The sequence below is a fragment of the Pontibacter burrus genome, assembly GCF_010686685.1.
GTDB classification, from domain to species: domain Bacteria; phylum Bacteroidota; class Bacteroidia; order Cytophagales; family Hymenobacteraceae; genus Pontibacter; species Pontibacter burrus.
In genome coordinates this window covers 65290-90319 of record NZ_JAAGWD010000011.1, presented here as the reverse complement: position 1 = coordinate 90319, position 25030 = coordinate 65290, and the positions used below count along the sequence as shown (strand labels likewise).

The window sequence follows — 25030 nt, the reverse complement described above, 5'->3', positions numbered from 1 at the left end:
CAGAGTTTTACCAATTAATATTGAACAAAAAGAATCTAAATACTAATGGTTTGCCGTATACGGCAACAAACACAACTGAAGTATTGTAGTACAATTTATAAAACTTAAGAAAATGAAAAAATTACTAATTATAGGCGCTATGCTGTTTGCAGGCGCTACAGCAGTACAGGCTCAATCAGGCGTTGGTTTCAGAGGTGGTGCAAACTTGTCCAATCTTTCCGGCGATCTGCGTAACGAAGACAACTTCGAAAACAAGTGGGGCTTCCACGGCGGTATCACGTACAACATTGGCCTTGTTGGCGATTTCTTCTCTATTCAGCCTGAGTTACTTTACTCACAGAAAGGTTTTAAAAATGCAGATACTGAATTTTCGACTCCGCTTGGCGATGTGCGCCGCGTAGGTAAGGTAAACTATAACTACCTGGACCTGCCTATACTTGCAAAAGTAAAAGCCGGCCCGTTGTACTTTGAAGGCGGTCCGCAGGCATCTTACCTGTTGAATGTTAACAACGAAACCAAAACGTATTTGAACGGAGACCTGCAATCATCATCCCGCGACGAAGGCAGCAAAGATGGCCTGAAGGAATTTGAAGTAGGCTATGCAGCTGGTGTAGGCTTTGCACTGGGTAACAGCCTTAACTTAGGTGTGCGGTACAACGGCAGCTTCAGCGATTTTGTAGATGAAGACGTAAACTTCAACAATGATATCAGAAATGCACGCCACTCAACCATCATGTTTACATTAGGCATTACTATCCCGAGTGGCAGATAACCTAGTAACTATACAAACTATAAAAAATCCCCGGCACTGCATCAGTGCCAGGGATTTTTGCTTTAGGCTAAACCTATAGTTACCTGCTCATTTCGGCATAGTATTTATAGAACAACGGAATGGTTTCGATGCCCTTCATGTAGTTGAATACACCAAAGTTTTCGTTTGGCGAGTGGATTGCATCCGTATCAAGGCCAAAGCCCATCAGCACCGAATCCAGGCCAAGCTCAGATTTGAACATGGCAACTATAGGAATGGAGCCACCACTGCGCACCGGAATAGGTTTGATGCCAAAGGTTTCTTCGTAGGCTTTAGCAGCCGCCTGGTAAGCAACAGAATCGGTAGGCGTAACAACCGGCTCGCCACCGTGGTGTGGCTTAACCACTACTTTTACGCTGGCCGGAGCGATGCTTTCAAAATGTTTGGTAAACTTTTCAGTTATCTCTTCTGAAGTCTGGTTTGGTACCAGGCGCATCGAAATTTTTGCATAGGCTTTAGAAGGGATAACCGTTTTAGCACCTTCGCCAGTGTAGCCACCCCAAATGCCGTTCACATCAAGCGTCGGGCGGATAGAAGTGCGTTCCATCGTTACATAACCTTCTTCGCCATGTACATCTCCCAGATCCAAAGCCTGCTTATACTTATCAAGGCTGAATGGAGCACGCGCCATCTCGGCCCGTTCTTCCTGGCTCAGTTCTGTTACATTGTCGTAAAAGCCTGGTATAGTAATGCGGTTGTGCTCGTCGTGCAGCGATGCGATCATCTGGCAAAGAATGTTGATCGGGTTCGCTACGGCGCCACCATAAAGGCCGGAGTGCAAATCGCGGTTAGGGCCGATCACTTCCACTTCCATGTAGCTCATGCCACGTAGGCCAGTGGTAATAGATGGTGTATCGTTGCCCAGCATACCGGTATCTGAAATCAGGATAACATCGGCGTCCAGTTTTGCCTTGTTGTTTTTCACGAACGTGCCCAAGTTAGCCGAACCTACTTCTTCCTCCCCTTCTATCATGAACTTGACATTGCATGGCAGCGCGTTGTTGCGCATCATTACCTCAAAAGCCTTCACATGCATGTACATCTGGCCTTTGTCGTCGCAGGCACCACGGGCGTAAATTTTGCCATCTTTTATTACCGGCTCAAACGGAGGCGAATTCCATAGTTCGTATGGGTCAGCAGGCTGCACGTCGTAGTGGCCATACACCAGCACAGTTGGCAGATTTGCATCAATTATCTTTTCGCCATATACAATCGGGTAACCAGCAGTTTCGCATAGTTCCACGTTATCGGCTCCGGCCTCGCGTAATCTTTCTGCTACAAATTCAGCAGTGCGCAACACGTCCTGCTTAAACTTTGGGTCTGCGCTAACCGACGGAATGCGGAGCATGTCAAGCAATTCGTTCAGGAAGCGGTCTTTGTTTTCGGAGATATAGTTATTCATTCTTGTATCGTTGATTTGACTTAAAGTTAATAAAAAATGCCACCCTTATGAACAAAGGGTGGCATCTTATGATAGTGGCAAACTATAGTTTTTTATTTTCTGAGGCCCAGCTTAATGTTGGCTTTGCTCTCTTCTCCGGCAATCAGGCGATTGATATTTTTACGGTGTGTGAGCACAACTACCGCAAAAAGTATAAAGCCGAAAATTATAAGAATCGGGTTATCCGGGTGAAAGCGTGGCAATAACAGTAGAATCGGGAAAGCCAGGGCCGCAATCATAGAACCCAGCGATACGTAGCGCGAAGTAAACAGCACGATCACAAAGATTACCATACATAGCAGGGCAACATCCGTCTGAATGGCCAGCATCATACCCAATAAAGTAGCAACACCTTTACCGCCTTTAAAGCGCTCGTATACCGGGAAAATATGGCCAACTACAGCCAGCATACCCATTATCAGCTGATAAATGATCAGATCATCGGCAGGAATGGCATTAAACAATACTAACAGTCCTGCAAGCGAAGTAGCCAGCCAACCCTTAAAAATATCGATCAGCATAACTATAGTTCCCGGTCTTTTGCCCAATACCCTGAAAGTATTGGTTGCGCCAGAGTTTCCGCTACCATGTTGCCTGATGTCGATACCGTAGTACCATTTACCAAGCCAAACAGCAGTACATACAGAGCCAATCAAATAAGCTGCTACACATAGTACAGCGATCAAAAGTATATTCATCAACGTAAGGTTCTTTTTTTAATTCCGGCGGAAGTCCTTAAAATACTTCCGGCAAGCCGCGGGTGGCTCCTAGAAGATTCAAATATATACAAAACTTAATTTTATTTCTATACACCGCCTTATAAATACTATACGCTTCCTATATACCTATTGGTTATTTATACCAGGCCCGGGCTCCGTTTCTCCGCCGTCATTTCCTTTCTTTCTTTTTTTCTTTTTCTCCTTCTTTGGTGCATCATCTACAAAATCAAAGGTGTCAGTAGTTCCCGGTTCAGGCTGTTGTGTCACAACTTTAAAACCTCCGTTGCCACCCAGATACGTTTTGGTGAAATGTTCCAGGAAGGTATTCTTCTCTATTGACTCGCCAGGGTAAAAGCCATAGCTCGTGGTAGTACCGCGTCCGCGTTTTGACTTTGCCTGCACTGCCTTGTTAAACTTGTCGTTAGACGATACCAGCGTAAGCCCGTTTTCATAGTAGCTAAAATAGTACCATGTATACTGATCGGCCTGCAAGTACAGGTTCAGTGTTGGCTCACCATTAAGGTCCTGCTTTATTTCCACATATCCATCTATTAACGCATTAATATCATCCTTCAGGATACTGGCCACACCAATTTTTCCGGTACTATACCATGCCTTGTGCTCGCTGGACCAGTTCAGGTCTACTTTGTTCAGGATCAAACTACGGACAAGTGCTTTATCCAGCTTAGGCAGCGAAATATAGTTACGTGACGTTTCTGTAATGTACCGGCGAACGCCTCTGTCGCCAATAAATTCGCCTAGTTTATAGTAGGTGGCATCGCTGCCATCAAGGGCTTCGGGTGCTGCGCCGGAACTTTCTTCTATGTGTTCTGCCATTGCCTGCAGCGCCTGCTCCGGCATGTTCATGGTAAAGGCCAGAAATGCATCCAGCTTATATTTGCTGCTATCTACGTTGGCTACTCCGCTACCTGATGCATCGATTTTGAAGTTACGTGTCGGCTTCAGCAGGTTCAATTTACCTTCAAAGTGCAGGGTATTGGTTGCTTCGCTGTATCGCAGCACACTGCCTTCATACGAGTTGGCATACGCCCTTTCTTCTCGGCCTATTTTAAACTCTTTGTTCGATTTGTTGTAGGAAATAGAGCCATCAACCAGGAACAGGTCCAGGTCATCTTCGTTCTGCTTCTGAGACACAAAGGTATTGTATAGTTTGGCGGTAGATGCCGATAAGTGAATACCCGTGCGCAGTGGCGTTCCGTCCGCTGCTTTGGCTTTCTGTATCGGTATCCGGACATTGGATGGGTTCAGTGTATCTTTTTTATAAGAGAACCAGTCGGAGTCAGCTTCGTTTCCGGTAAAAGTCAGCTTCAGTTCACCATCAAAATCCATGTACGGTTTGGTAGCGTGCATCAACACTTTACCACGATACAGGATGCGCGGGAAAATGTAGAATTTATCCTTCTCCTCTACAGTAGCCGTTGCAAAAGAATAGATCGGCTTACGCTTGCCCTGCGGGTTATCGAAAGTGAAGTTTGTAAAGTGCAGTTTAAACGAATCTTCGGCAGCATTCAGGTAGGTAAGGTAAGCAGAACCATTCAGTAACTTTCTGGCTTTTACATCCAGGTTGCCCTGATATAGTTTATGGTACTGCTGTGCCGAGTCGGCCATAATGCGGGAGTTACGCAGCGTCCGGATCGTAGCATCGGCTGTTACTTCTACTTTGCCGCTATCCGGAATCACATACATATCGGCAACGGCTATGTAGGGTACACCACCGGCCAGGATAGTATTCTTCTTCAGGTCGTACACACCAGTAGCCGCCATAAAGTTAAGCGAGTCTTGCTGTGGGTGCATAGAGTAAAAGTAGTTCTTCCCTTTATCGTCGGACTGCAGCGTAATGCGTTCTGTTGCAAAGTCCCAGCGGGCACTGCGCATCGAGGTTTTATACTGGGCCCTCGGAAACTCCAGACTTGCCTGCCCCTGCTTCTCAATACCAAAATCTACGGTTCCTTTGGTCATGTCATAGTTAAACTCCACACCCTGCGCTTTAATAGCCGGGGTTACCTGCACATCCGACTTGGCAATCATCTGCGAGTTATTACCCGAGAAGCTACGCTGCTTAAACAGGAATTGCGGAGAGGTAACGTTAGCTATAGGGTTATCGAGTTCGCCTGTACCATACATACCGCCCGGCGATAGTTTGGCTACTCCCTTAAACTTATACTTCTCTTTATAGATGAGCATCGGTTCTTTGGTAGTAGAGAGGTACATGGAGTCGGCTTTAGGCATCCAGTTCATGTGGAAGTTGCTCAGCGTTGCCACCGGGAACTCTGTACCGTTCAGCTTTTCTTCTTTTATAGTTGCTGTAGCGCCTTTTTCAGTTTTTACAGCCTCGTGGTAGTATGTGTATTCTGGTGCTTCGAGGGTAGCTGTTAAATACTTAAGCGTGCCTTTGCTCTGTATCCCTGCCGAACTCATCATGATGGTGTCGTAGGCGATGCCTTTACCGCCGTAAGCTGGCAAACCATTGGCCGATGGCTGGTAATAGAAGCCCAGCGTCTCGTCCGGCATCATGGTGAGCTTGGTTTTAATAGGCGGGAAGATGCCTCCGGAGTGGAAAGTACCATCGAAGCCGATAGCACCCTTTCCTGCACTTAAACTATCGAGCTTAAAGGGTGGCATGTCAAAGTAAACGGTGCTATCATATGCCCCGCCCAATACATCAGGCCGGTTAAAAGTTACCTGCGCCCCCACCGGAGCATCAAACTTAGGGTACTCAGGATAAAACTCTTTGCCGGATTTATTATTGGGCTTGTTGATGTATAGTTTACCAGTCAATTTGCCGGAGCGGCTCGTCAGTACCTGGTCCGTCACTTTACCTCTGGATGAGCGTCGCTCTTTGGTTACAAGCGCAATTGTATCCAGTTGCTGCATATCGATCATGAACTCGTCGTAGTTGAACTTGAACTGCGAACCTTTAAATGCCAGCCTGCTCGCAAAAACCTGTCCGCCAAATTCAATGTTCCGGTTATCCAGAATGCGAACTATGGCACTATCCGGGATAATATAAACGCTGGCTGTATCGATGTTGAAAGCAATTTTATTTACCCCGCGCACTTCCAGCTTGTTATTGTCCATGTTCAGGGTAGCGTTCCGGCCAGATGGCACAACAGAGCGAATCACAATATGGTCGTAGTCTGTCAGCTTCTGGGATGACCCTACATACAGCCAGGCTTTCTTCTTAAGCGCAATGTAGCCGGTACCGTTGTCATAGTCCACAAATCCTTCGCGCGAAAGGTTATGTGCCGCCTGCCGGATGGCCTGCTCATTCAGCTTATTAAAGGCAGATACATCCGCGGCATAAAACTCGTTCTTCTTGTGCTTGGCAGCGTATGCAATCAGCATTTGCAACGGGTGAAACGTGGCCACACCCACCATCTGCTGGAAGCGGTTGTTGGAGTAATAATTTGTAGACTCCAGCTGTACTGGTATAATGGTTTTAGTATTGAGTACCGAGAAGTTGATGTGTGGCGTATTCAGGTCCCAGTATACGCGCTCCGCGGTAATCTCCATGGCGTGGTACGTATCGTAGAATGGCGTGCGGCTGTAGGGTCCTTTGTCTTTGGTGAGGGTAAGTCTGTTTAATGGTTTGGAATAACGCAACTGTAAAGCCTGATGCGAGATAGAATCTTTTTCCTGGTAGATGGAAACAGCGGCCCGCGAGGCTACGATCAGGGTATCGTTCAGGGTATAGTTAAGCGCGCGCGAACTGAACTTCCGCTTGCCGCCATCTACAACTGTAATTTCAGATAAACTGCCATCCAGCGCGCGGCTTCCGATCAGGTCGCCGGCCAGCGAAAAGCCACCACGGTAGTTAATTCTTTCGCCCAGGCTTTTTACCTGCGCATCGTTGGTAAAGGAAGCAAACCGTGGGTACAGTTTCTCGCCCTCAGCGCCACGCTTGGTGCTCCTGAACTCAAAAGAGCCTTCTATGGGGCTCTGCAAAACAGCATTATAAGTTAACGTGGCATCCGGCGCTTTAAAGCCTGCAAAACTGGTATCGAAATTATACTTCCGTAGAATAGCAGATGCCGGGCTGCCACCAGCTTCCCAGTCGTAGGAGCCACCTTCACCTACAAACATTCCTTTTGTCAGCATCAGCTGGCCATTGGTTTTTTGAATGGCTGTGGAGTCGTAGTTAGTGGCAAAAGTAATATCAACGTTCTCAAGCTTGAGTATAGGGCCTGAGACGCCAGGTTGAGCAGGGATAAAGTGCTGTTTCAGGCTTTCCTTACGTCGCTGAGCTGCTTTTTTAGATTCTTCCTTTTTCTGAGCTTCTGTTTTAGGTTTCGCTACCGGTGCGCCCCAGCCATCATCTATCGTTTCGCCGTTGGCATCTACTTCATCATCCCAGGAGATATTGTCCCATTCGCTGGTGCCGGTTGCGTTAGCGTCATCGTTTTTCTTAGACACCCCTTCGTAAGCAAAGCTAAAACTGCCCCCGGTGGCATACAGTCTATAGTTTGGTTTCTGAAAAATGCGGCCTGTGGTTAAGTATAGTTTACTGATATTCAGAAAACTACCCACATTTGCCAGGTCCTCATTCTCTATTGTTTTCTCTACCACATCCAGCATATTGTTCAGGCTGCTGCCGCGCAGGCTGTGCTTGTTTACAGCAGCTGTCAGTATGGTAAAGAAATCGGAGTAATGCGGATTAGAGCGCATTTTTTTGCGGTACATGCGCTGCGAAATGTCTATTACCTGCCCCTTCTGTTTGTCCGTTAGCTTGCCACTGCTCCAGATATCATCCAGTTCAGCGTTCAACTGCTCGGCGTTCACCACCTTGCCGGCAACCATCAGGTTCTTGGCTTCGGTGATGAACTCGTCGGGCTTATTTGAAAATTTGCTCTGCGCCTGCGCTACAAAGGTTGTCAGTAAAAAGAGTAAGGGTAAAAGTTTGTACTTCATAGAGTAGTACGTTTATGGTGTTTGCTATTTCCGGAAGATGCCAGAAACCCAGTTATTCTTCACGCGGTGCGACAGGTATGTTAGCCCCAGTTCGGTTGCCCGTTCCTGCAGTATCGGGAGGTCTTCGGTATAAAATCCGCTCAGCAGCAAATAGCCTTCTTCTTTAAGAACTGCCACATATGCAGGCATATCATCCAGCAGTACGTTGCGGTTAATATTGGCTAAAATAATATCATAAGGCTGATCACCTTCTATAGTTTCAGCGCCACCTAACCGTACATCTATCTTTCCGTAACCGTTCAGTTCAGCATTTTCACGCGCATTCTCTACGGTCCAGTCTTCAATCTCTACAGCTACAATCTCATTAGCTTCCAGCTCACCGGCCATAATAGCCAGAATACCGGTTCCGCAGCCCATGTCCAGTACGCGCTTGCCCTGGTGGTCCAGTGTCAGCTGGTTCTCGATCATGAGCGTGGTCGTTTCGTGGTGGCCCGTGCCGAAAGACATTTTCGGGTTAATCACGATGTCGTACTTTGCATTGGCAGGTTTCTCGTGGAACGATGCTCTTACCGACACCTGATCGCCAATAAAAAGCGGCTCAAAATTACGCTCCCACTCTTCGTTCCAGTTCTGACGCTCAATTTTCTCAGTTGTATACGTTACCTGCACAAAATCTGAGTAACGACTCAGGGTTTCTTCTAAATCCTGCTGGTTATACTTGTCTTCGTCAATGTAAGCACTAAAACCGTCTTCGTTCTCTACAAAGGCATCAAAGCCCAGCTCTCCCAGCTCGGCGGTAAGTATGTCCGCAAATTCTGCGTTTACTTTCAGGGTTACTTCTATAAAATCCATGTGTTATGTTATTCTCGGCAAGCGGCAAAAGACCGAACCGTTGTAAAATGCACCGTTATGTCGGCCAGATTGCGGTTATCGGTTACATATAAAATATGGTCTGCAAATGCTTTGGTAGGTGTAATATACCACACGGCAGTAGCATCGGCAAAGAGTTTGTTGCTCTCGCGGTACACTACCATGTCAGCAAAAGCTTCGTCCTCGTTCAGGAAAACTGTATGCGATGCATTGTTCTTGTACCGGGGGTCGCGTTCCAAATAGATGGACCCGTAAATGCGGCAGTGATCGTTACCGGCGGCAGGTGCATCGGCCACAGCAGGCTTCAAAAAGGGCAAAAGTGCCAGCCAAAAGGTAAAAAACAAAGACATAGACTACAATTTACTCAAAGATAAGGATTAAGGTAACAAAAAAGGCTGCCAACACCGAGTATTAGCAGCCTTTTTAACTATAAATCCGGAAGATTAAAACGATTTAATAATATCTGCAAAGTCTCTGGACTTTAACGATGCACCGCCGATCAGGCCGCCATCTACATCTTCCTGAGCGAAAAGCTCTTTAGCATTGCCCGGGTTGCAGCTGCCGCCATACAATATAGAGCAGTTAAAAGCAGCTTCCGCATCAAACATTCTGGACAGTTGCTCACGGATGTAAGCGTGCATTTCCTGTGCCTGCTGGCTGCTAGCCGTACGACCGGTACCAATCGCCCAGATCGGTTCATAAGCCACTATCACCTGGTCAAACTCTTCGTTGCTCAGGTAAGACAGGCTGTCGTGCAATTGCTTGCCTACATAATCGAAATGACGGTCAGCATCGCGCTCTTCCAGTGGTTCACCACAGCAGAAGATCGGCTTCAATCCCTGTGCTATAGTTGCTTTCAGTTTTTTGTAAAGTGTTTGGGCATCTTCGTGGTGGTACATGCGGCGCTCACTATGGCCGATAATTACATATTCCGTACCTACCGACTTTAGCATGCTTGCTGACACTTCGCCTGTATAAGCACCGCTTTCGTGCTCGCTTACGTTTTGCGCAGCCAGGTACAATTTATCGTTGCCCTGGGTCAGTTTGCCTACGCTTTGCAGGAATGGGAAAGGAGGTGCCACGATTACGGTTACATCGCCGTTCACTTCGTCTTTCACCATATTATCGATCTCCGACACAAGCGACAATGCTTCTTCGTAGGTCTTGTTCATTTTCCAGTTGCCGGCAACAATTCGTTTTCTCATGTTTTATAGTTTGATGATGAATTTATAGTTGTTTATCAGCTTCCGCTGCTTTACGGCAAGTTAGTAATTTATGGTTTATAGTTTCAGTTTAATGTCATTTCGAGTTTCAATGAGAAATCTGGCTTAAACTATAGTTCTCTTTTGTCATCCTGAGCGTTAGTCGAAGGATCTTATTTGTCCTATAGCTAACTATAGTTGCTACTGGATACAAGCAGTTGCTTTCATAGTTCCCGTTTATCCTGGGAGCTCTACCAACCTATCGTTTCAATCCAGCTTTGGTGCGCTCACGGCCGCGGGGCCCCGTCTTTGGGCATCGCGCGGTGTACATTTCTTTTGCTCCTACGTCGCAATGGCTACGCCACCAGAAATCTACAAGGCGCTCAACCCAAAGACTGTGATCACTTCGATAGCTACTACTATAGTTAATGAATAGCTATAGTTGCATCGCCTTTCCGTGGTAGTAGTTCCTTGGGGACAGGCTGCGCCTGCCTGCTCGCGGGCTGTAACTATAGAGCAAAAGCTTTAATTATAACAATGGTAGCAATTCCCCGCCTTAGACAAGGAGGGGTTAGGGGTGGTTGGACCAACGCCAGCTATAGAACTACAGCCAGCAATTCTACCTGTCCTTTTATACCAGTTGAGTTGCAAACTCAACCCTATAGTTAGACACGGGTTGCAAACCCGCGCCAGCAGAAAAGTAGCAACTATGGAAATAAAGCGGCAACTATAGCGAAGCCCGAATCCTGTAAATCCTGATTCAGACAAAGTAAAAAAGCCGCAGCAACTATAGCTTTGCTGCGGCTTTTCAAAGACCTATAGTTCAATCTATAGTTTATCCTTCAGGAAACGGGCAGTGTGGTTGTCTTCCAGCTTTGCCATGTCTTCCGGGGTGCCTTCGAATAACAGGTGTCCGCCATTCAAACCACCCTCCGGACCAAGGTCGATGATCCAGTCTGCGGATTTGATGATATCCATGTTGTGCTCGATAATAACAACTGTGTTGCCGTTCTCGATTAGCGCATTCATGGACTGCAGCAGCTTGCTGATGTCGTGGAAGTGCAGGCCGGTACTTGGCTCATCGAAAATGAACAGGATGTTCTCGTGGTGCGGCTGTATGCCTTTTGTCAGGAATGACGCCAGCTTTACGCGCTGCGCTTCGCCACCCGATAAAGTATTGCTCGACTGCCCCAACCGGATATAACCTAACCCAACATCGTTCAGCGGTCGCAGCTTTTCAATGATCTTCTGCTGGTCGGCAAAGAAATCAATGCTGTCGGCAATGGTCATGTCCAGTACCTCGGAGATGCTCTTGTCTTTGTACTTGATGTCGAGCACGTCCTGTTTAAAGCGTTGGCCGTGGCAGCTTTCGCAGGTCAGGAAGATGTCAGCCATAAATTGCATCTCAATCTTCACCTGTCCCTCTCCCTGGCACACTTCGCAGCGGCCTCCATCTATATTAAACGAGAAATGCGATGGTTTAAACCCGCGCGCTTTAGCCAACGGCTGATCTGAATAAAGCGTTCGGATAGCATCATAAGCCTTCACGTATGTTACCGGGTTGGAGCGCGACGATTTACCGATCGGGTTCTGGTCCACAAACTCTACGTGCTTGATCTTGTTATAGTCGCCAGCCAGTTTATCGAATTTGCCGGTTGCCTCAGAAGTAGAGCCGTGCAGCTTCTGCATAGCCGGAGCCAGAATTTTCTTGATCAACGTCGATTTACCTGAACCACTCACGCCTGTAACCACTGTCATCACATTCAGCGGAACCTTCACATTCAGGTTTTTCAGGTTGTTTTCACGGGCACCAATTATCTCAATTGCATTGCGCCATTTTCGGCGTTGCGCAGGCACAGGTACTTCCATGCGGCCACTCAGGTAACGGGCAGTGTAAGTGTCGGCTTTTTTAGTGAGCTCTTCTAAAGTACCCTGAAACATCAGGTTCCCGCCACCCGAGCCGGCTTCCGGACCAATATCGATCAACTGGTCAGCAGCGCGCATCATTTCTTCTTCGTGCTCCACTACTATAACCGTATTGCCCAGTTTCTGCAGCGAGCGCAGTACACCAATCAGCTGTTCTGAGTCTTTTGGGTGCAGACCTATACTTGGCTCATCCAGGATGTACATAGACCCCACCAGCGCACTGCCCAGCGAGGTTGCCAGATTTATACGCTGACTCTCGCCACCGGAAAGTGTATTAGAAAGTCTGTTTAAAGTAAGATAGCCCAAGCCAACACGTTCCAAATAACCTAAACGGTTAGTTACTTCTGTTACCAGTCGGTCAGCTACTTTCTCTTCGTGCTCAGTTAGCTCAAGATTCTGAAAAAAGGGCAATACCTGCGTAATAGGCATCAGTACCAGGTCGGTTATACTTTTGCCGTTCACTTTCACATAACTGGCATCTTTGCGCAAACGAGAGCCTTTGCAGTCGGGGCAGGTAGTGCGGCCACGATAGCGTGACAGCATCACACGGTATTGAATCTTATGGGTCTGCGCCTGGATATGTTTAAAGAAATCATTCAGCCCTTCAAAATACTTGTTACCTGTCCAGAGCAATTCCTGCTCGGCTTCGGTCAGTTCGTTGTAAGGGCGGTGTATCGGGAAATCGAAGCGGATGCCATTCTTCACCAGGGGCTGCAGCCATTCGTTCATTTTATCTGATCGCCAGGGCGCAACTGCTCCCTCATACACGGTCAGGCTTTTATCAGGAATAACCAGGTCAGGGTCTATGCCCAGCACAGAGCCAAAACCTTCGCAGGTCTGGCAGGCGCCATAAGGGTTGTTAAAGCTGAAGAAGTTAACCGAAGGCTCTTCGAATACGATGCCATCCAGCTCAAACTTATCTGAGAAAACACGCTCTTCACCATCGCCGAACTTCACACGGCACTCGCCTTGCCCTTCAAAAAAAGCAGTCTGCACCGAGTCGGCAATTCTGAACTGCAGATCCTCGTCCGATTTATAGATTACCGCACGGTCGATCAGAATATAAACTTCTTTGCCGAGCTTCGGATTCTTCTGCTCCAGCAGCTCCTCTATAAAGTAAACCTCACCGTCGGCATAAATTCTGGAATAACCCTTCTGCAGCAGTAGGTCCAGTTCTTTAGCCAGAGTTCTGTCCTTTTGCAGGTGCAGCGGCGCCAGTATCATTACACGGGCTTCATCTTCCAGCGAGAAAATAAAATCCACCACATCAGCAACCGAATCTTTGCGCACCACCTCACCCGAAACAGGAGAAAAGGTTTTACCAATGCGCGCAAAAAGCAGCTTCAGGTAATCGTAGATCTCAGTGCTTGTACCAACCGTAGAGCGGTTATTTTTTATACTTACCTTTTGCTCTATAGCTATGGCCGGGCTGATGCCTTTGATGTAATCCACATCAGGCTTATCCATTCGGCCCAGGAACTGGCGTGCGTAAGAGCTCAGGCTCTCCACGTACATGCGCTGCCCTTCGGCATAAAGTGTATCAAAAGCCAGCGAAGATTTGCCTGAACCCGAAAGACCGGTTACCACTATAAATTTGTTGCGCGGCAGGGCCACACTCAGGTTTTTCAGGTTATGCACGCGTGCGCCCTTAATAATGATATTCTGGCGCGCATCAAGCTGATCTATTTCTTCTTTGTTATAGTCTGGAGTAATTGCCATAGTAGCGTTGGCCTCCGGCAAAAGCACCGGCAGTACCTGTTTTATCTTATATGATCCTGTAAAGTTACGAATACCTGCCCTTTTTTAGAAGCAGGCAAAACCTTATGCTTTTAGTCCGAAACAGAGCCAGCAATTAGGTACCTGCCCTCCCCGACCGCTCGGAATAAGGCATCTTTTTGTAACAGCATCTGAAACAAAAAGGTTTAGCATTTCTGCACTATATCTTACCTGTGCAGTGCAACTTCTGCGCCCACCAAACTTGTACTCTATTTACTAAAAATCAAGATGTTACTTTAACGAGAAAGTGCAGCAATCGTACACCTGTATATAGCCGCTGCATATATTAGTTACTGCAGGCTTTGCACAGAGTTGTACTGCTGGCAAACCAAAGTAGCTGCACCGGTGCCGGGAGCTTTACCCTCTCCCGACTAAATCAGCGCAATTTAACCCCTATCTGCCTTACCACTTCACCCGGGCATAAGGCACAGAAACTCCGTTACCCCACACAACCGGGTATGCAGCTGCAAATTATATCAGACCACGCCTAACTACCCATGCTATGAAAAAGTTTACATGTTTAATTATACCTCTTTTGTTTACCCTCCTGAGTCTGGTTCCGAACAGGACTTCAGCACAAACTACCCAAATACCCGGCGACCAACCTTGTTCTTTCACATACAATGATTGTGTTCAAGTTGGATTTTTAAGTGTAACACCAAGCATAAACCAGCCTGGAGGCCCTCAGGACCAACAACTTGATGTTGAAATATATTTCCAGGATATATGTGGTATTGTATCAGATATTACCATAAATCAGGTACAGGGGCGTCCAATAGTTGTCCCTGATAGCGAGATCTCAGAAACAGTAAATACAGTAGCTTTTCAGGTTAATGCCAATTCTTTTAATGATGGATTACTTAGAGTAGAGATTGGGCTTGGTGGAAATGACAGAGTAATGGTAACGCTTGCATTTGCAGAAGAATTTGAATGCGGTGCCATTATTCCGTTACCGGTAGAGCTCACCAGTTTTAAAGGCAAGGCAACAGAAAGCGGGATAGCGCTAAACTGGGAAACTGCCAGCGAACTGAACAACAGCCATTTTGATATAGAGCGCAGCACTGATGGCGAATCATTCAACAGTATAGGCACAGTACAAGGCAGGGGAACTACATCAATACCATCAAGCTATAGTTTTGTGGATGAACTTCCAGGAAAGGGCACAAATTACTACCGCCTGAAACAGGTTGACTATGACAATGCTCAAAGTTACTCCAGCACTATTGCCGTTAAATGGGATGCCGGTGATGCCATGCAGGCCGCATTAATTCCAAACCCGTGTGCTAACAGCAACTGCAACATTACGGTAAGCAATGCCGCTAATCAGTCTACTTTACTGCAACTGAAAGATGTGGCCGGTCGGGTAGTGTTTTCCAGAACTATAAACAGCAGCGGCCATTTGTTTGAGTTGCCGATGCACGAGCTGCCCAAACTAAAAGGTTTGTACTTTCTGACAGCTACAACCGGTAACCAGGTAGTGCACCAGCGGGTAGTGCTGGAATAGTAAACTATAACCAATTCCCATACTATAGCCGTATGAGTAGGCATAAACTAAATGCTAACTAAAACTGATTATGGGAAAAGGAGATAAAAAATCCAGAAGAGGCAAAATTGCGAAAGGCAGCTACGGTAACAGACGCCGACACAAACCTCACAAAGCTGCAGCAACTACTGAAAAGCAAAAGGCAGAAGAGTAGACAGCGACAGTCAGAAGCGGCATTACAGAAAATGTAATGCCGCTTCTGTTTTTTATAGCTATGCTGTTTGTGGTTCCAGGTCCAGGTTGCGGAGTTTATCTGCTTTCCAGGCGGTTATACCAACTACACCCAGCGTAATAAAACCACCCAGCACTACTGATGGCACTGCACCCAGCCAACTAGCCATGGCGCCTGCCCTGAATGCCCCGATCTCGTTCGACGACCCAATAAAAATACTGTTTACCGACGATACACGACCTTTCATATACTCTGGGGTAAGCGTATGAATTAATGTAGAACGAATAATGACACTGATGCTATCAAAAGCGCCACTCAAAATCAGCATAACAAGCGAAAACCAGAAACTGGTAGAGAAGCCAAACAGGATCAGGCTCAGGCCAAAGCCGGCCACGCACCACAACATTTTTTTACCGGCTTGCACCGTTATCGGGTGGTAAGCCATCCAGACGGCCATCGTTACAGAGCCTATAGCCGGCGCAGCACGCAGGAAGCCAAGCCCCTGTGGTCCGATTTTCAGAATATCAGATGCAAAAACAGGCAACAGCGCCACCGCCCCACCAAACAGCACAGCAAACATATCCAGCGAAATGGCATTCAGGATAACCTGGTTACCAAACACAAACTTCAGCCCTGATCGAAGACTCTCTTTCAGGTTTTGCGGGTTCACATTTTCCGGCAGCGGCTTAGCCCCGATCAGCGCAAACGATACCAGCGACAAAAACACCAGCACAGCATCCGTAGCGTAGGCAGCGGTAATACCATAAAACCCATATACCAGGCCACCTATTGCCGGGCCAACCAGCGACGCCGCCTGCCAGGTAGTACTGCTCCAGGTAATGGCATTAGCGTATAGTTGCTTACCCGTAACCAGTTGCGGCATAAACGAGAAAACAGCGGGGTTCATAAAGCCACGTGCTATTCCGCTGATAAAAATAACCACGTAAACCGGCAATACACCAAAAACAGCTATGGCCTGGCTCATATCCAGCGTAAAATAGAGCAGGGCCAGCGAGCACAGCATCAGCACCGCTACCACCACCATAATGATCTTTTTGCGCGGCACAATGTCGGCCAGGTAACCGGCGTATAACGACACAACTATAGACGGAATAGCCTCGGCCAGCCCGATGAGCCCCAGTGACAAGGGGTCTTTGGTAATATCGTAGATCTGCCAGCCAACTATAACAGCCTGAATCTGCATGGCCAGCGTAATGCACAAACGTGCCGAAATGTATAACCTGAACTCCGGCAGCCGCAGCACGGCATACGGGTCGTGTTTTATAGTTTTGCCCCCTGGCTTACCTTCCATTTTTATACCTGCAAAAGGGTTAAAGTTTCTATAGTTCGGTGCCCTGGCACCAACTAACTAAAAGCAAAGGTAAGCAGCGCCATAGTGTGTTTTTAGCATCTGTGGTATTTTATTGCCGGCAGTTCTATCAATTGTGCATTTAGCAGAAAGACCAATTTTAACATTTTTGCTTCCTGATCAACCCAAAAAATAATTACCCTCTGGTTTACAACACCTTACAAGCAAGAAGAGCCTCTTAACACTTTTTCAACAACTTTACTGTAACACTCCTCTTATCTAAGAGGTATAACTTTTTAGAGAGCGGGACATTATTCCTCAGCAACAGCTTCCGTTTTCTGTCTGTGTGCCTGTATCGCATTTCTTCAGGATCCTGTTTAGAGGCGCACGCAAAAGACAAAATGTAAACAAAGACCATTTGGGTTTAACTGGTATGCTTCTGGCAATGCGCTACAGGAGCAAAGGGGCATACTACCTTTATACTATTTTACAATTTTAGATTCGACACTATGGAATTACTGGACATCAGAAGTTTATTAGGGAACATTGAGAAGAAGGTGAGCCAGCAGGAAATTACAACAAGCGCTGAAGTAACAAAGCTGATAAATGCTGAAATAGCCAAAGCTATAAATATTAAAAGCGCTGTCACCCAGAACGACGACTCCCTTAAAAATGTATCGTGCACCACACTGGAGTGCTACCTGGCCCACCTGCAGGCACTGGAACAGAAACTACAAAAGCCAACCGATATTTCGGCACAGTGCAAGCCCGTAGAAGAACGGGATATTAACCGACGAATACTGCTTATTCTTAACCGTTTAAAAAAATATAGTCGCGGATAAAAACTTTACTTTAAAACAAGAATCCTTCGCCGGAGCCGTAACTCCCCGAAGGATTTTTTTATGCGCTATAGTTTAACTGCCTGATGTTGACCAATATCATTTTATCCCCGCCCCGGCCGCCTTATACTTGCAGTTTTTAAAACTATAGTAAAGCCAGGAGCAGCATAAATGAAACGCGACATTGAAAACGAAGACGATATAAAACTATTGGTAGACACCTTTTATGACCACGTAAATCAGGACGAGCTGCTGGGGCCGGTGTTCAATGATTTTGCGAAGATAGACTGGGAGCACCACCTGCCACTGATGTATAATTTCTGGAGCACGGTACTGTTCGGGAGCATGGCTTACAAGGGACAGCCTTTTCCGAAACACATGCGTCTGCCTATAAAACGTGAGCACTTCGGCCGCTGGGTTGAATTGTTTACCCAAACTATAGATGCTCTTTTTGAAGGGGTAAAGGCCGTAGAAATAAAACAGAAAGCCACCAGCATTGCCCAGGTTTTCCAGATGCGCCTGGGCCTGATAGATTACCAGGCGGTTTAAGATAAAAAAACAGACCTAAAACTATAGATACGCCTGTGGAGCGGCACTTACCTGGCTGCTTCACGGGCGTTTTTTATGTGCTTACCAGATTAGAAAGCAGCTTTACCAGCACCCAAAACATCTAAAACAAAAGATACAATATATTGGTATACAACAGCTTACTATATGTGGAAAAATAAATTAAATTTAAGTTATACTCTTTTATATTTTACTAACGTATACTAGCTATTGCAAGCGGAGCCTAAACGTTTAGCAAACTATAGTTCGTGTACCAGATGTTAAATTTTTATTTCGGTTAAAGCCGCTACACCTGTTGCATAGGAAAATAGCATTACATATATTTGACACTACACTTCAAATAAAAACTGTTTAAAAACCTCTAAAGCGCACAATATGATATAAAGCTCTACGTTAAACTAATGTAGCTTTACGATGAATACAACTACCCAGCTGAGCGACTCTGCTTTAGTCTCGCTCTACATCGCAGGTAATGAAAATGCGTTCGAACAGTTAGTAAACCGACACAAAAACAAAGTATTTACCACGATCCTGTTGATCGTGAAAGACACTTATATCGCCGAAGACTTAATGCAGGATGCTTTTATTAAAGCAATCCATACCATGAAGAGCGGCAGGTATAACGAAGAAGGTAAATTCTCGTCATGGATATGCCGTATTGCCCATAACCTGGCAATCGACTTTTTCAGGAAAGAGAAGCGAAGCCCGATGATCACGCTGGAAGATGGCAGCAATGTGTTCAACACCCTGGCGTTTGCCGCCGACTCTGCCGAGTCGCTGCAGATACAGGAAGACACCTTTGCCCGTCTGCGCGAGCTGATCCAGACGCTGCCACAATCGCAGCGGGAAGTACTTATGATGCGCCATTACGCCGACATGAGCTTCCAGGAGATAGCCGACGCAACTGGTGTGAGCATCAACACAGCCCTGGGGCGTATGCGCTATGCGCTGATCAACCTCAGGAAGAAGATGCTAAAAAGTAACATTGCGTATGATAAAAACTTCTACACAGAATGAGCTTATCCAGTATGTATATAACGAATTGGCAGATGATGCCCGTGAACAGCTGGAAGTAGCGTTAATGCACGATAACGAGCTGGCTGAAGGCTGCTCCGATCTCCTGCTGATCCATCATTTATTAGACGGCGCGACCAGAAGCCCTGGAGACCGTGCCATAAATAACATCCTTAATTACTCAAAAAGCTTAAGTTTGCAGTCGTAAAGACTGCAAACTTTTTTTATGCGCAAACGAGAACGCTACAAGCTCCTGATCGATTATTTTACCAATAACTTTCCGGAGCCTGAAACCGAACTGGCCTATACCAACCCGTACGAACTTATACTGGCTGTTGTGCTGAGCGCGCAATGCACCGATAAGCGCGTGAATATGGTAACGCCTGCCCTTTTCGAAGCTTATCCTACCCCGGAGACACTGGCCGCTGCCGCACCAGAAGAGATATTTGAATACATCAGAAGTATATCGTACCCGAACAACAAGGCAAAGCACCTGGCCGGTTTGGGCCGCATGCTGGTAGAGCAGTTTAACTCCGAAGTGCCCAGCACCGTGGAAGAGCTGGTAAAACTGCCCGGCGTAGGTCGCAAAACAGCCAACGTAATCGTTTCGGTAATCTGGAACCAGCCGGCTATGGCCGTAGATACGCACGTGTTCCGGGTTAGCAAGCGCCTAGGGTTGGTTGATAAGAAAGCAAAAACGCCGCTGGAAGTTGAACGAGAACTGGTAAGCAACCTGCCTGAAGAACTGATTGCCAAAGCACACCATTGGCTTATACTACACGGCCGTTACATCTGCATTGCCCGCCGCCCAAAATGCGAAGAATGTCCCCTTACCCATTTCTGCGCCTTCTTCCAGAAAAACTTCCCGAATATACCCGATGATCCGGAGAACAAACTGGGCGGAATATAATTAGCTGAGCTGATAAACTATAAAAGCCTGCTGTAACTATAGTTGCGGTGGGCTTTTTTGTTGGTATATAGTTTTTCGGCTATATTAGATAGCTTAATTCGCTTATTTATAGATTTCGCAGCCAAACTAAATATGAGAACAACTCTTTTAGCAATCTTCTTGATTTTACCTGTTTTTTCTTTCGGCCAACGATATTTCAGCATTGCAATTGTAAATGAGCGAACAGGAGAGCCAGTTGGGCCACTTTATTGTACAGTTCTGAAGAATAATGACCAGTTTGTGAATTGTGGTATGTCAAAAGAGAATGGATTATACCGTTTTTATGTAAAGGATTATGACTCCACCGCTACTTATCAAGTAGAGATTTTGAATCGATGGCAAAACTATGTTGAGTCGGGGAGGCACGATATCAGCACTATGAATGACACCATACCAATTGTAAAAGTAAGGCCTGCAACAAGCGTAACTAATTATACTTGCCCCACAATAAGCTACTCTAATTACACTCCTAAAGAACCATACTCTTTCGATGAACTGCCAAAAAACATACAAAAAAAGGTAAAGCAACATCTTGTAAAAAGAGTTGGTAAGAGCTTTTATGGAAGGCTTAAATTAAATGGAGGACAAATTCTAAATCTTAATAGATTTTATGAACTAAACCCTGAAGCAAAAGCTGAAGGATATGTTCCCTATAGTTATAATTTGTGCTTTAGGGTTACTGATTCTCAAGGTGAAGGTAATCTGTACAGTTTCAATTTGGCCCTTGACCAAAGCGGAGACCTAATGAAAGAGATTGATTTACCGGATATTAAGAACAATCCTAAGAAAGCACAAATTATCTCACTTGCTCAAGCAACCGAGATAGCTCAAAAAGGCATATTGATTGATAGTTATACCCGAACTAATTCTTACTATGACAGTGATGCTGGTTCTATTGTATGGGAATTTGAACAAATAACTTATGAGCCTAAAGTAGGGAATAAGTCAATAAAACTGATTGTAAATGCCCATTCTGGTGAAATAATCGGTAAGCGTACAGATGATATCATCATACTAGAATGACTTTGTTAAACCATGTACATGTAAACATTTTAGCCGATAGGCTCACTCTAGTCCCACGCAGGTGCGAGCTTATAGCTCATACTACACTTCCTTTTGCAGGCTATAAAAAGAGTACCAGCTACAAGCTCGCACCAGCATAAAAATGAAACTATAAATTTCAAAACCCATCACTCCCATGTTCTTAGGTCATTTTGCTGTTGGTCTTGCAGGCAAGGCCGCAGCTCCGAAGCCATCACTTGGCACTTTATTCCTGGCAGCGCAGTTCCTGGATCTGCTTTGGCCTACGCTGCTTATGTTAAACATGGAGCATGCGCAAATCGCGCCGGAGCCTGGTGTGTTGGTGCCGCTCAAATTTACCCACTATCCTATCTCTCATAGTTTGCTGTTGGTGCTGGGTTGGGGCTTGCTGTTCGGGCTGGTGTACTGGCTTATCAGAAAAGACACCCGCTCGGCTATAGTACTTGGCTTGCTGGTTATAAGCCATTGGCTCATCGACCTTATCGTTCACATGCCAGACCTGCCACTTTACCCCGGCGATTCGCCAATGCTGGGACTCGGCTTATGGACATCAACTATAGCAACTATAGCCCTTGAGATGCTGCTGCTTATAGTTGGCCTATGGCTATACCTGCGCACAACTAAAGCTAAGAACAAAACCGGCAACTATAGTTTCTGGGCGCTGGTGGTGTTTCTGGTTGTGATTTACTTCATGAACCTGTTCGGTCCGGTGCCACCAAACATGGAGGCTGTAGCCTGGGGCGGACAAATGCAATGGCTTCTCGTTATCTGGGCATACTGGGCCGACCGCAACCGCCAAACTATAAACTATAGTTCTGAAACTCACCGACAAACTATAGCACCAGCACAGTAATACCAACTATAGGTCTTACGCCTCTACAAATCGGGCTAATAAATAGCCAGAAACTATAATATGAAAGCCTGCTGCAACTATAGTTACAGCAGGCTTTTTTGTAATGATTATCCTAAATTTGACGATGGCTCAAACTATAGCCAACTATAGTTTAGAACCTGAACAGCGTATTGCCGCTGGTGCTGCCAACTTTGCCACCAAAATTGCGAATGTTGTAGGTAAAGGTCAGCATACCGTAGCGGGTTAGTGTTACCGTCTGGTAATCTTCAATCATATTTTCCCTGATGATGCGCGAAACACTGATATTCTGGTCCAGCAGATCGTAAACTGATAGCTTCAGTTGTGCACGGTCGTTCTTCATGAACAGGAAAATAACTGCAGCATTCAGCCTGCCAAAGTTGTTTTGTATGCCAGGCACGGTATTGGAACTATACCAGCTCTCGAAATTAGCTTCCCAAACAATCTTTTTCGGCATGCGCAGTACTATGCCTGTGTCTGAGGTTCTAGTAATAACATTTTGTGCTGCAAATGCTCCCTGCTCGTAATTATTGGTTTGTATGTTAAACCTCAGGCTCTGGCTAAATTCAAATTTATCGTTCAGGTTAAGTCCGGCGTTTACAGACGGGCTGATATTCCAGCGCTTGCTAAAACTCTCTGTTCCGTTTAGTAAAAGAAGCGTTTTATTATAACCACCAAATACTCCGGCGCCTAACGAGATCTTCCTGGACGAATCATATTTAAAGTCCTTCGAGATTCTTGCGCTGCCATTCAGGTTCCAGTTACCATCTGTGTTTACCGGGCGGGTAACCTGCACACCATTGGCTTCCACTGTCCGCTGCCTTGTAATGGCATCGTTGCTGATGCCACCATAAACAAAGACGTTATAGTTCAGGCCCTTCTGCATATCGAACTTGTAGAGGCTCAGGTTTACATTATGCGAAACAGTAGGTTTCAGTTCGGTGTTGCCGTACCGGATAAACAGTGGGTTAGTGTTATCTACTACAGGTTGCAGATCAACCGCATCCGGCTCACGCAGATCAACATTGTAACTCAGTGAAATCTCCTTCCACTGCAGGTTTAGCGAAGGAAACATATAAAAGTAATCCTGCTCGATCGGGGCACGCTCCCTGAAATCGCTTTCTATAGTTAGCGCCGTAAAACGAACTGAAGGTTGTACGGTTACTTTGCCTACTTTCCACTTCAGGCCGGTAGTAATATAGTTTCTCCACCCTTTGCGGTCGAACTGTGTCGATAGATCATCTTCAGGAAGATCATAATAATTGGTCTCAGGATTCCGTGAGAAAGCGCTTATTGTATTTTCATCGTTAAAATACTCAGAGTTAAGCCTGAAAACTGCGCTCAGGTCCTTTATGATCGGCTCTGTGAAGGAAACAGCGTTTTTAATACCTAAACTATACCGGTTGTTATCCCGGTACTGGTCTTGTTCTGTAGTTCTGGGTTGTGGCTCAAAAAAGCTGTTCCGGGCCAGGCTGTACTTGTCCTGCAGCACTTTTGCGTAATCGTAAGTACCGTTCAGGTTAAAGATTCTCCCCTTTTTAGCGAAGCGCCGGTTCAAAGCGTAATTCCCGGATAAGCTTGCTGCTTCATCTTCCTGCCTTGTATCGTTAATACCTGTGTTCACAGGCCCGGTAGTTCCCTTGTGGGTATCTGTAAATTCACCCAGGTTAGTGAAGCTGTTGGTAAAAGATAAGCTCGGCGTAAAACTGAGGTCCGTGAGCGAGTTTAGCTTCCAGTCCAGTTTACCACCAAGCTGGTGTTTATTGCTGTTGCCACTTTTATCTTTTCGCTGCAGGGTATTCAGTGTGTCGTTTTGCAGCGACTGCCTTGTGTTGATGATCTGGTTCAGTTCATCCTGGATGCCGCCATAAAAGTATTGCAGGTTTAGTTTTATGCCATTTTTGGTAACCGTGTTAAAGTTAGCACCGCCCCCCGATGATTGCTGGATTCCTTCTCCCATGCCCCCGAAGCCGATACCGTTAATCGCATAGCCTCCATTACTCATCATCATAATGCTGTTCATACCGCTCCGGTCAAAGCCGCCTATTCTTCGCATATCACTCATGCCAAAGCCTGGCCGGTTCAGGTTGTTGGAGTAGCCCAGCACGCTTATCTGCATGGTATCCCGGAAAGCATTCAGAATACCTCCGCCTTCGTACCTGCCGTCTGTTCCGGCACCGCCATACACTTTGCCGAATGTTCCTTTCTTGATGCCCTTTTTAAAAGTCAGGTTTATTACCTGTGGTATTTCACCTACAGGCATGTCGGGGTCACGGCGCAGTACTTCGGGGTCGTTCATTACCTGTACTTTTTCAATTACATCGGCAGGCAGGTTACGGCTGGCAATTTTAGGGTCGCTGCCAAAGAACTCTTTCCCATCTACCAGTATCTTATGTACAGTTTTACCGTTAACCGTAATATTACCTCCGCCATCAACAGCCACGCCCGGCAGCTTTTTCAGCAGGTCTTCCACCAATGCAGTAGGCAGTGTCTTGAAAGAGGATGCGTTAAACTCAAGTGTATCGTTCTTAACCAGCACCGGTGGTATCTCGGCCACCACTACAATTTCCCCCAGCATGCTCGACGATTGCTCCATTTTGATCTGGCCAAGGTCTTCCGTGAGCTTATCTGCTGTCAGGGTAAACTCTTTGCGGTAAACCTTTAGGCCGACCATGGTAATGACGGCTCGCAATTGCTGGTTTAGGGGCAGGCCCGGTACTTTAAAGTTTCCTTTATCGTCGCTCATCCGGAAGGTAACCATTACTGTGTCCTGTGCTGTGTAAACAGCAACAGTGGCATACGGCAATGCTTCTTTTGTTTCAGCATCAGTCAGGGAGCCTCTTAATTCTCCTTTCTGGCTCTGAGCCAATGCTACCTGCGGGAATGTAAAATAGGTGATTAAAACTATAGCAGAAAGTGCTACTTTAAGTAGAGTTGTAGTTCGTTTTGTTTTCATAGGTAAACTTTAGCGTATGGTACTTAATTAGCACCATTTCGCTTCAAGATATGAATTTAGGTTTATAAATATAGGATAAACTGCATATTTTTATG

Annotated in this window: 19 protein-coding genes; 10 read left to right on the top strand and 9 right to left on the bottom strand. The window is 46.2% G+C overall.

Annotated elements, in window-relative coordinates:
- Positions 1–112 precede the first annotated feature (112 nt).
- Positions 113–772 carry a porin family protein gene (locus tag GXP69_RS18240; protein WP_235925824.1) on the top strand — a complete coding sequence of 220 codons (660 nt, stop codon included), beginning with the start codon at positions 113–115 and terminating at the stop codon, positions 770–772.
- Positions 773–851: 79 nt separating this feature from the next.
- Here the strand turns inward: GXP69_RS18240 and GXP69_RS18235 are convergent, their stop codons facing one another.
- The 7 genes from GXP69_RS18235 to uvrA all read right to left on the bottom strand — a co-directional run bounded on the left by GXP69_RS18235 (position 852) and on the right by uvrA (position 13617).
- Positions 852–2213, bottom strand: coding sequence for a dipeptidase (locus GXP69_RS18235; RefSeq protein ID WP_163916951.1), 1362 nt, complete (start codon positions 2211–2213; stop codon positions 852–854).
- A 92-nt stretch (positions 2214–2305) separates the two neighbouring features.
- Positions 2306–2950, bottom strand: a complete 645-nt coding sequence (gene plsY / locus GXP69_RS18230) for a glycerol-3-phosphate 1-O-acyltransferase PlsY (RefSeq protein WP_163916949.1) — start codon at positions 2948–2950, stop codon at positions 2306–2308.
- 147 nt (positions 2951–3097) lie between these two features.
- The gene (locus tag GXP69_RS18225) at positions 3098–7900 is read right to left on the bottom strand and encodes a hypothetical protein (protein ID WP_163916947.1); all 4803 of its coding nucleotides are present in this window, start codon (positions 7898–7900) and stop codon (positions 3098–3100) included.
- Between the two features lie 24 nt (positions 7901–7924).
- Entirely contained in the window at positions 7925–8752 is an 828-nt protein-coding gene (prmA, locus tag GXP69_RS18220) for a 50S ribosomal protein L11 methyltransferase (RefSeq protein ID WP_163916945.1), read from the bottom strand.
- Between the two features lie 8 nt (positions 8753–8760).
- On the bottom strand, positions 8761–9120 hold the full coding sequence (locus GXP69_RS18215; RefSeq protein ID WP_163916943.1) for a DUF6150 family protein: 360 nt from the start codon (positions 9118–9120) through the stop codon (positions 8761–8763).
- A 93-nt stretch (positions 9121–9213) separates the two neighbouring features.
- Positions 9214–9975 carry a triose-phosphate isomerase gene (gene tpiA, locus GXP69_RS18210; RefSeq protein WP_163916942.1) on the bottom strand — a complete coding sequence of 254 codons (762 nt, stop codon included), beginning with the start codon at positions 9973–9975 and terminating at the stop codon, positions 9214–9216.
- A gap of 825 nt (positions 9976–10800) precedes the next feature.
- Positions 10801–13617 carry an excinuclease ABC subunit UvrA gene (gene uvrA, locus GXP69_RS18205; RefSeq protein WP_163916940.1) on the bottom strand — a complete coding sequence of 939 codons (2817 nt, stop codon included), beginning with the start codon at positions 13615–13617 and terminating at the stop codon, positions 10801–10803.
- Between the two features lie 559 nt (positions 13618–14176).
- On the opposite strand from uvrA, the gene GXP69_RS18200 reads away from it, so the two are divergent.
- Positions 14177–15178 (top strand): T9SS type A sorting domain-containing protein, encoded by a 1002-nt coding sequence (locus GXP69_RS18200; RefSeq protein ID WP_163916938.1) that lies wholly within the window; start codon positions 14177–14179, stop codon positions 15176–15178.
- A 70-nt stretch (positions 15179–15248) separates the two neighbouring features.
- Positions 15249–15371: a 30S ribosomal protein THX gene (locus GXP69_RS18195; RefSeq protein ID WP_163916936.1), complete on the top strand. Its 123-nt coding sequence runs from the start codon at positions 15249–15251 to the stop codon at positions 15369–15371.
- A gap of 58 nt (positions 15372–15429) precedes the next feature.
- Here the strand turns inward: GXP69_RS18195 and GXP69_RS18190 are convergent, their stop codons facing one another.
- Entirely contained in the window at positions 15430–16701 is a 1272-nt protein-coding gene (locus GXP69_RS18190) for an MFS transporter (RefSeq protein ID WP_163916934.1), read from the bottom strand.
- A 506-nt stretch (positions 16702–17207) separates the two neighbouring features.
- Between GXP69_RS18190 and GXP69_RS18185 the strand changes: the two genes are divergently transcribed.
- From GXP69_RS18185 to GXP69_RS18155, 7 genes are all read left to right on the top strand, one after another.
- Positions 17208–17540 carry a hypothetical protein gene (locus GXP69_RS18185; protein WP_163916931.1) on the top strand — a complete coding sequence of 111 codons (333 nt, stop codon included), beginning with the start codon at positions 17208–17210 and terminating at the stop codon, positions 17538–17540.
- A 168-nt stretch (positions 17541–17708) separates the two neighbouring features.
- Positions 17709–18086: a group III truncated hemoglobin gene (locus GXP69_RS18180; protein WP_163916930.1), complete on the top strand. Its 378-nt coding sequence runs from the start codon at positions 17709–17711 to the stop codon at positions 18084–18086.
- Between the two features lie 432 nt (positions 18087–18518).
- A complete protein-coding gene (locus GXP69_RS18175) occupies positions 18519–19121 on the top strand; it encodes an RNA polymerase sigma factor (RefSeq protein WP_163916928.1) in 603 nt (200 codons plus the stop codon).
- Positions 19096–19326 carry a hypothetical protein gene (locus GXP69_RS18170; RefSeq protein ID WP_163916926.1) on the top strand — a complete coding sequence of 77 codons (231 nt, stop codon included), beginning with the start codon at positions 19096–19098 and terminating at the stop codon, positions 19324–19326. Before GXP69_RS18175 ends, GXP69_RS18170 begins: the two co-directional genes overlap by 26 nt.
- A gap of 18 nt (positions 19327–19344) precedes the next feature.
- Positions 19345–20028, top strand: a complete 684-nt coding sequence (nth, locus tag GXP69_RS18165; RefSeq protein ID WP_163916924.1) for an endonuclease III — start codon at positions 19345–19347, stop codon at positions 20026–20028.
- A gap of 132 nt (positions 20029–20160) precedes the next feature.
- Entirely contained in the window at positions 20161–21090 is a 930-nt protein-coding gene (locus tag GXP69_RS18160) for a PepSY domain-containing protein (RefSeq protein WP_163916922.1), read from the top strand.
- 175 nt (positions 21091–21265) lie between these two features.
- Complete coding sequence (locus GXP69_RS18155; RefSeq protein WP_163916919.1) at positions 21266–21961, top strand: hypothetical protein; 696 nt, start codon at positions 21266–21268, stop codon at positions 21959–21961.
- Between the two features lie 151 nt (positions 21962–22112).
- Here GXP69_RS18155 and GXP69_RS18150 read toward each other — a convergent pair whose 3' ends face one another.
- Positions 22113–24935 carry an outer membrane beta-barrel protein gene (locus GXP69_RS18150; RefSeq protein WP_163916918.1) on the bottom strand — a complete coding sequence of 941 codons (2823 nt, stop codon included), beginning with the start codon at positions 24933–24935 and terminating at the stop codon, positions 22113–22115.
- Between the last annotated feature and the right edge of the window lie 95 nt (positions 24936–25030).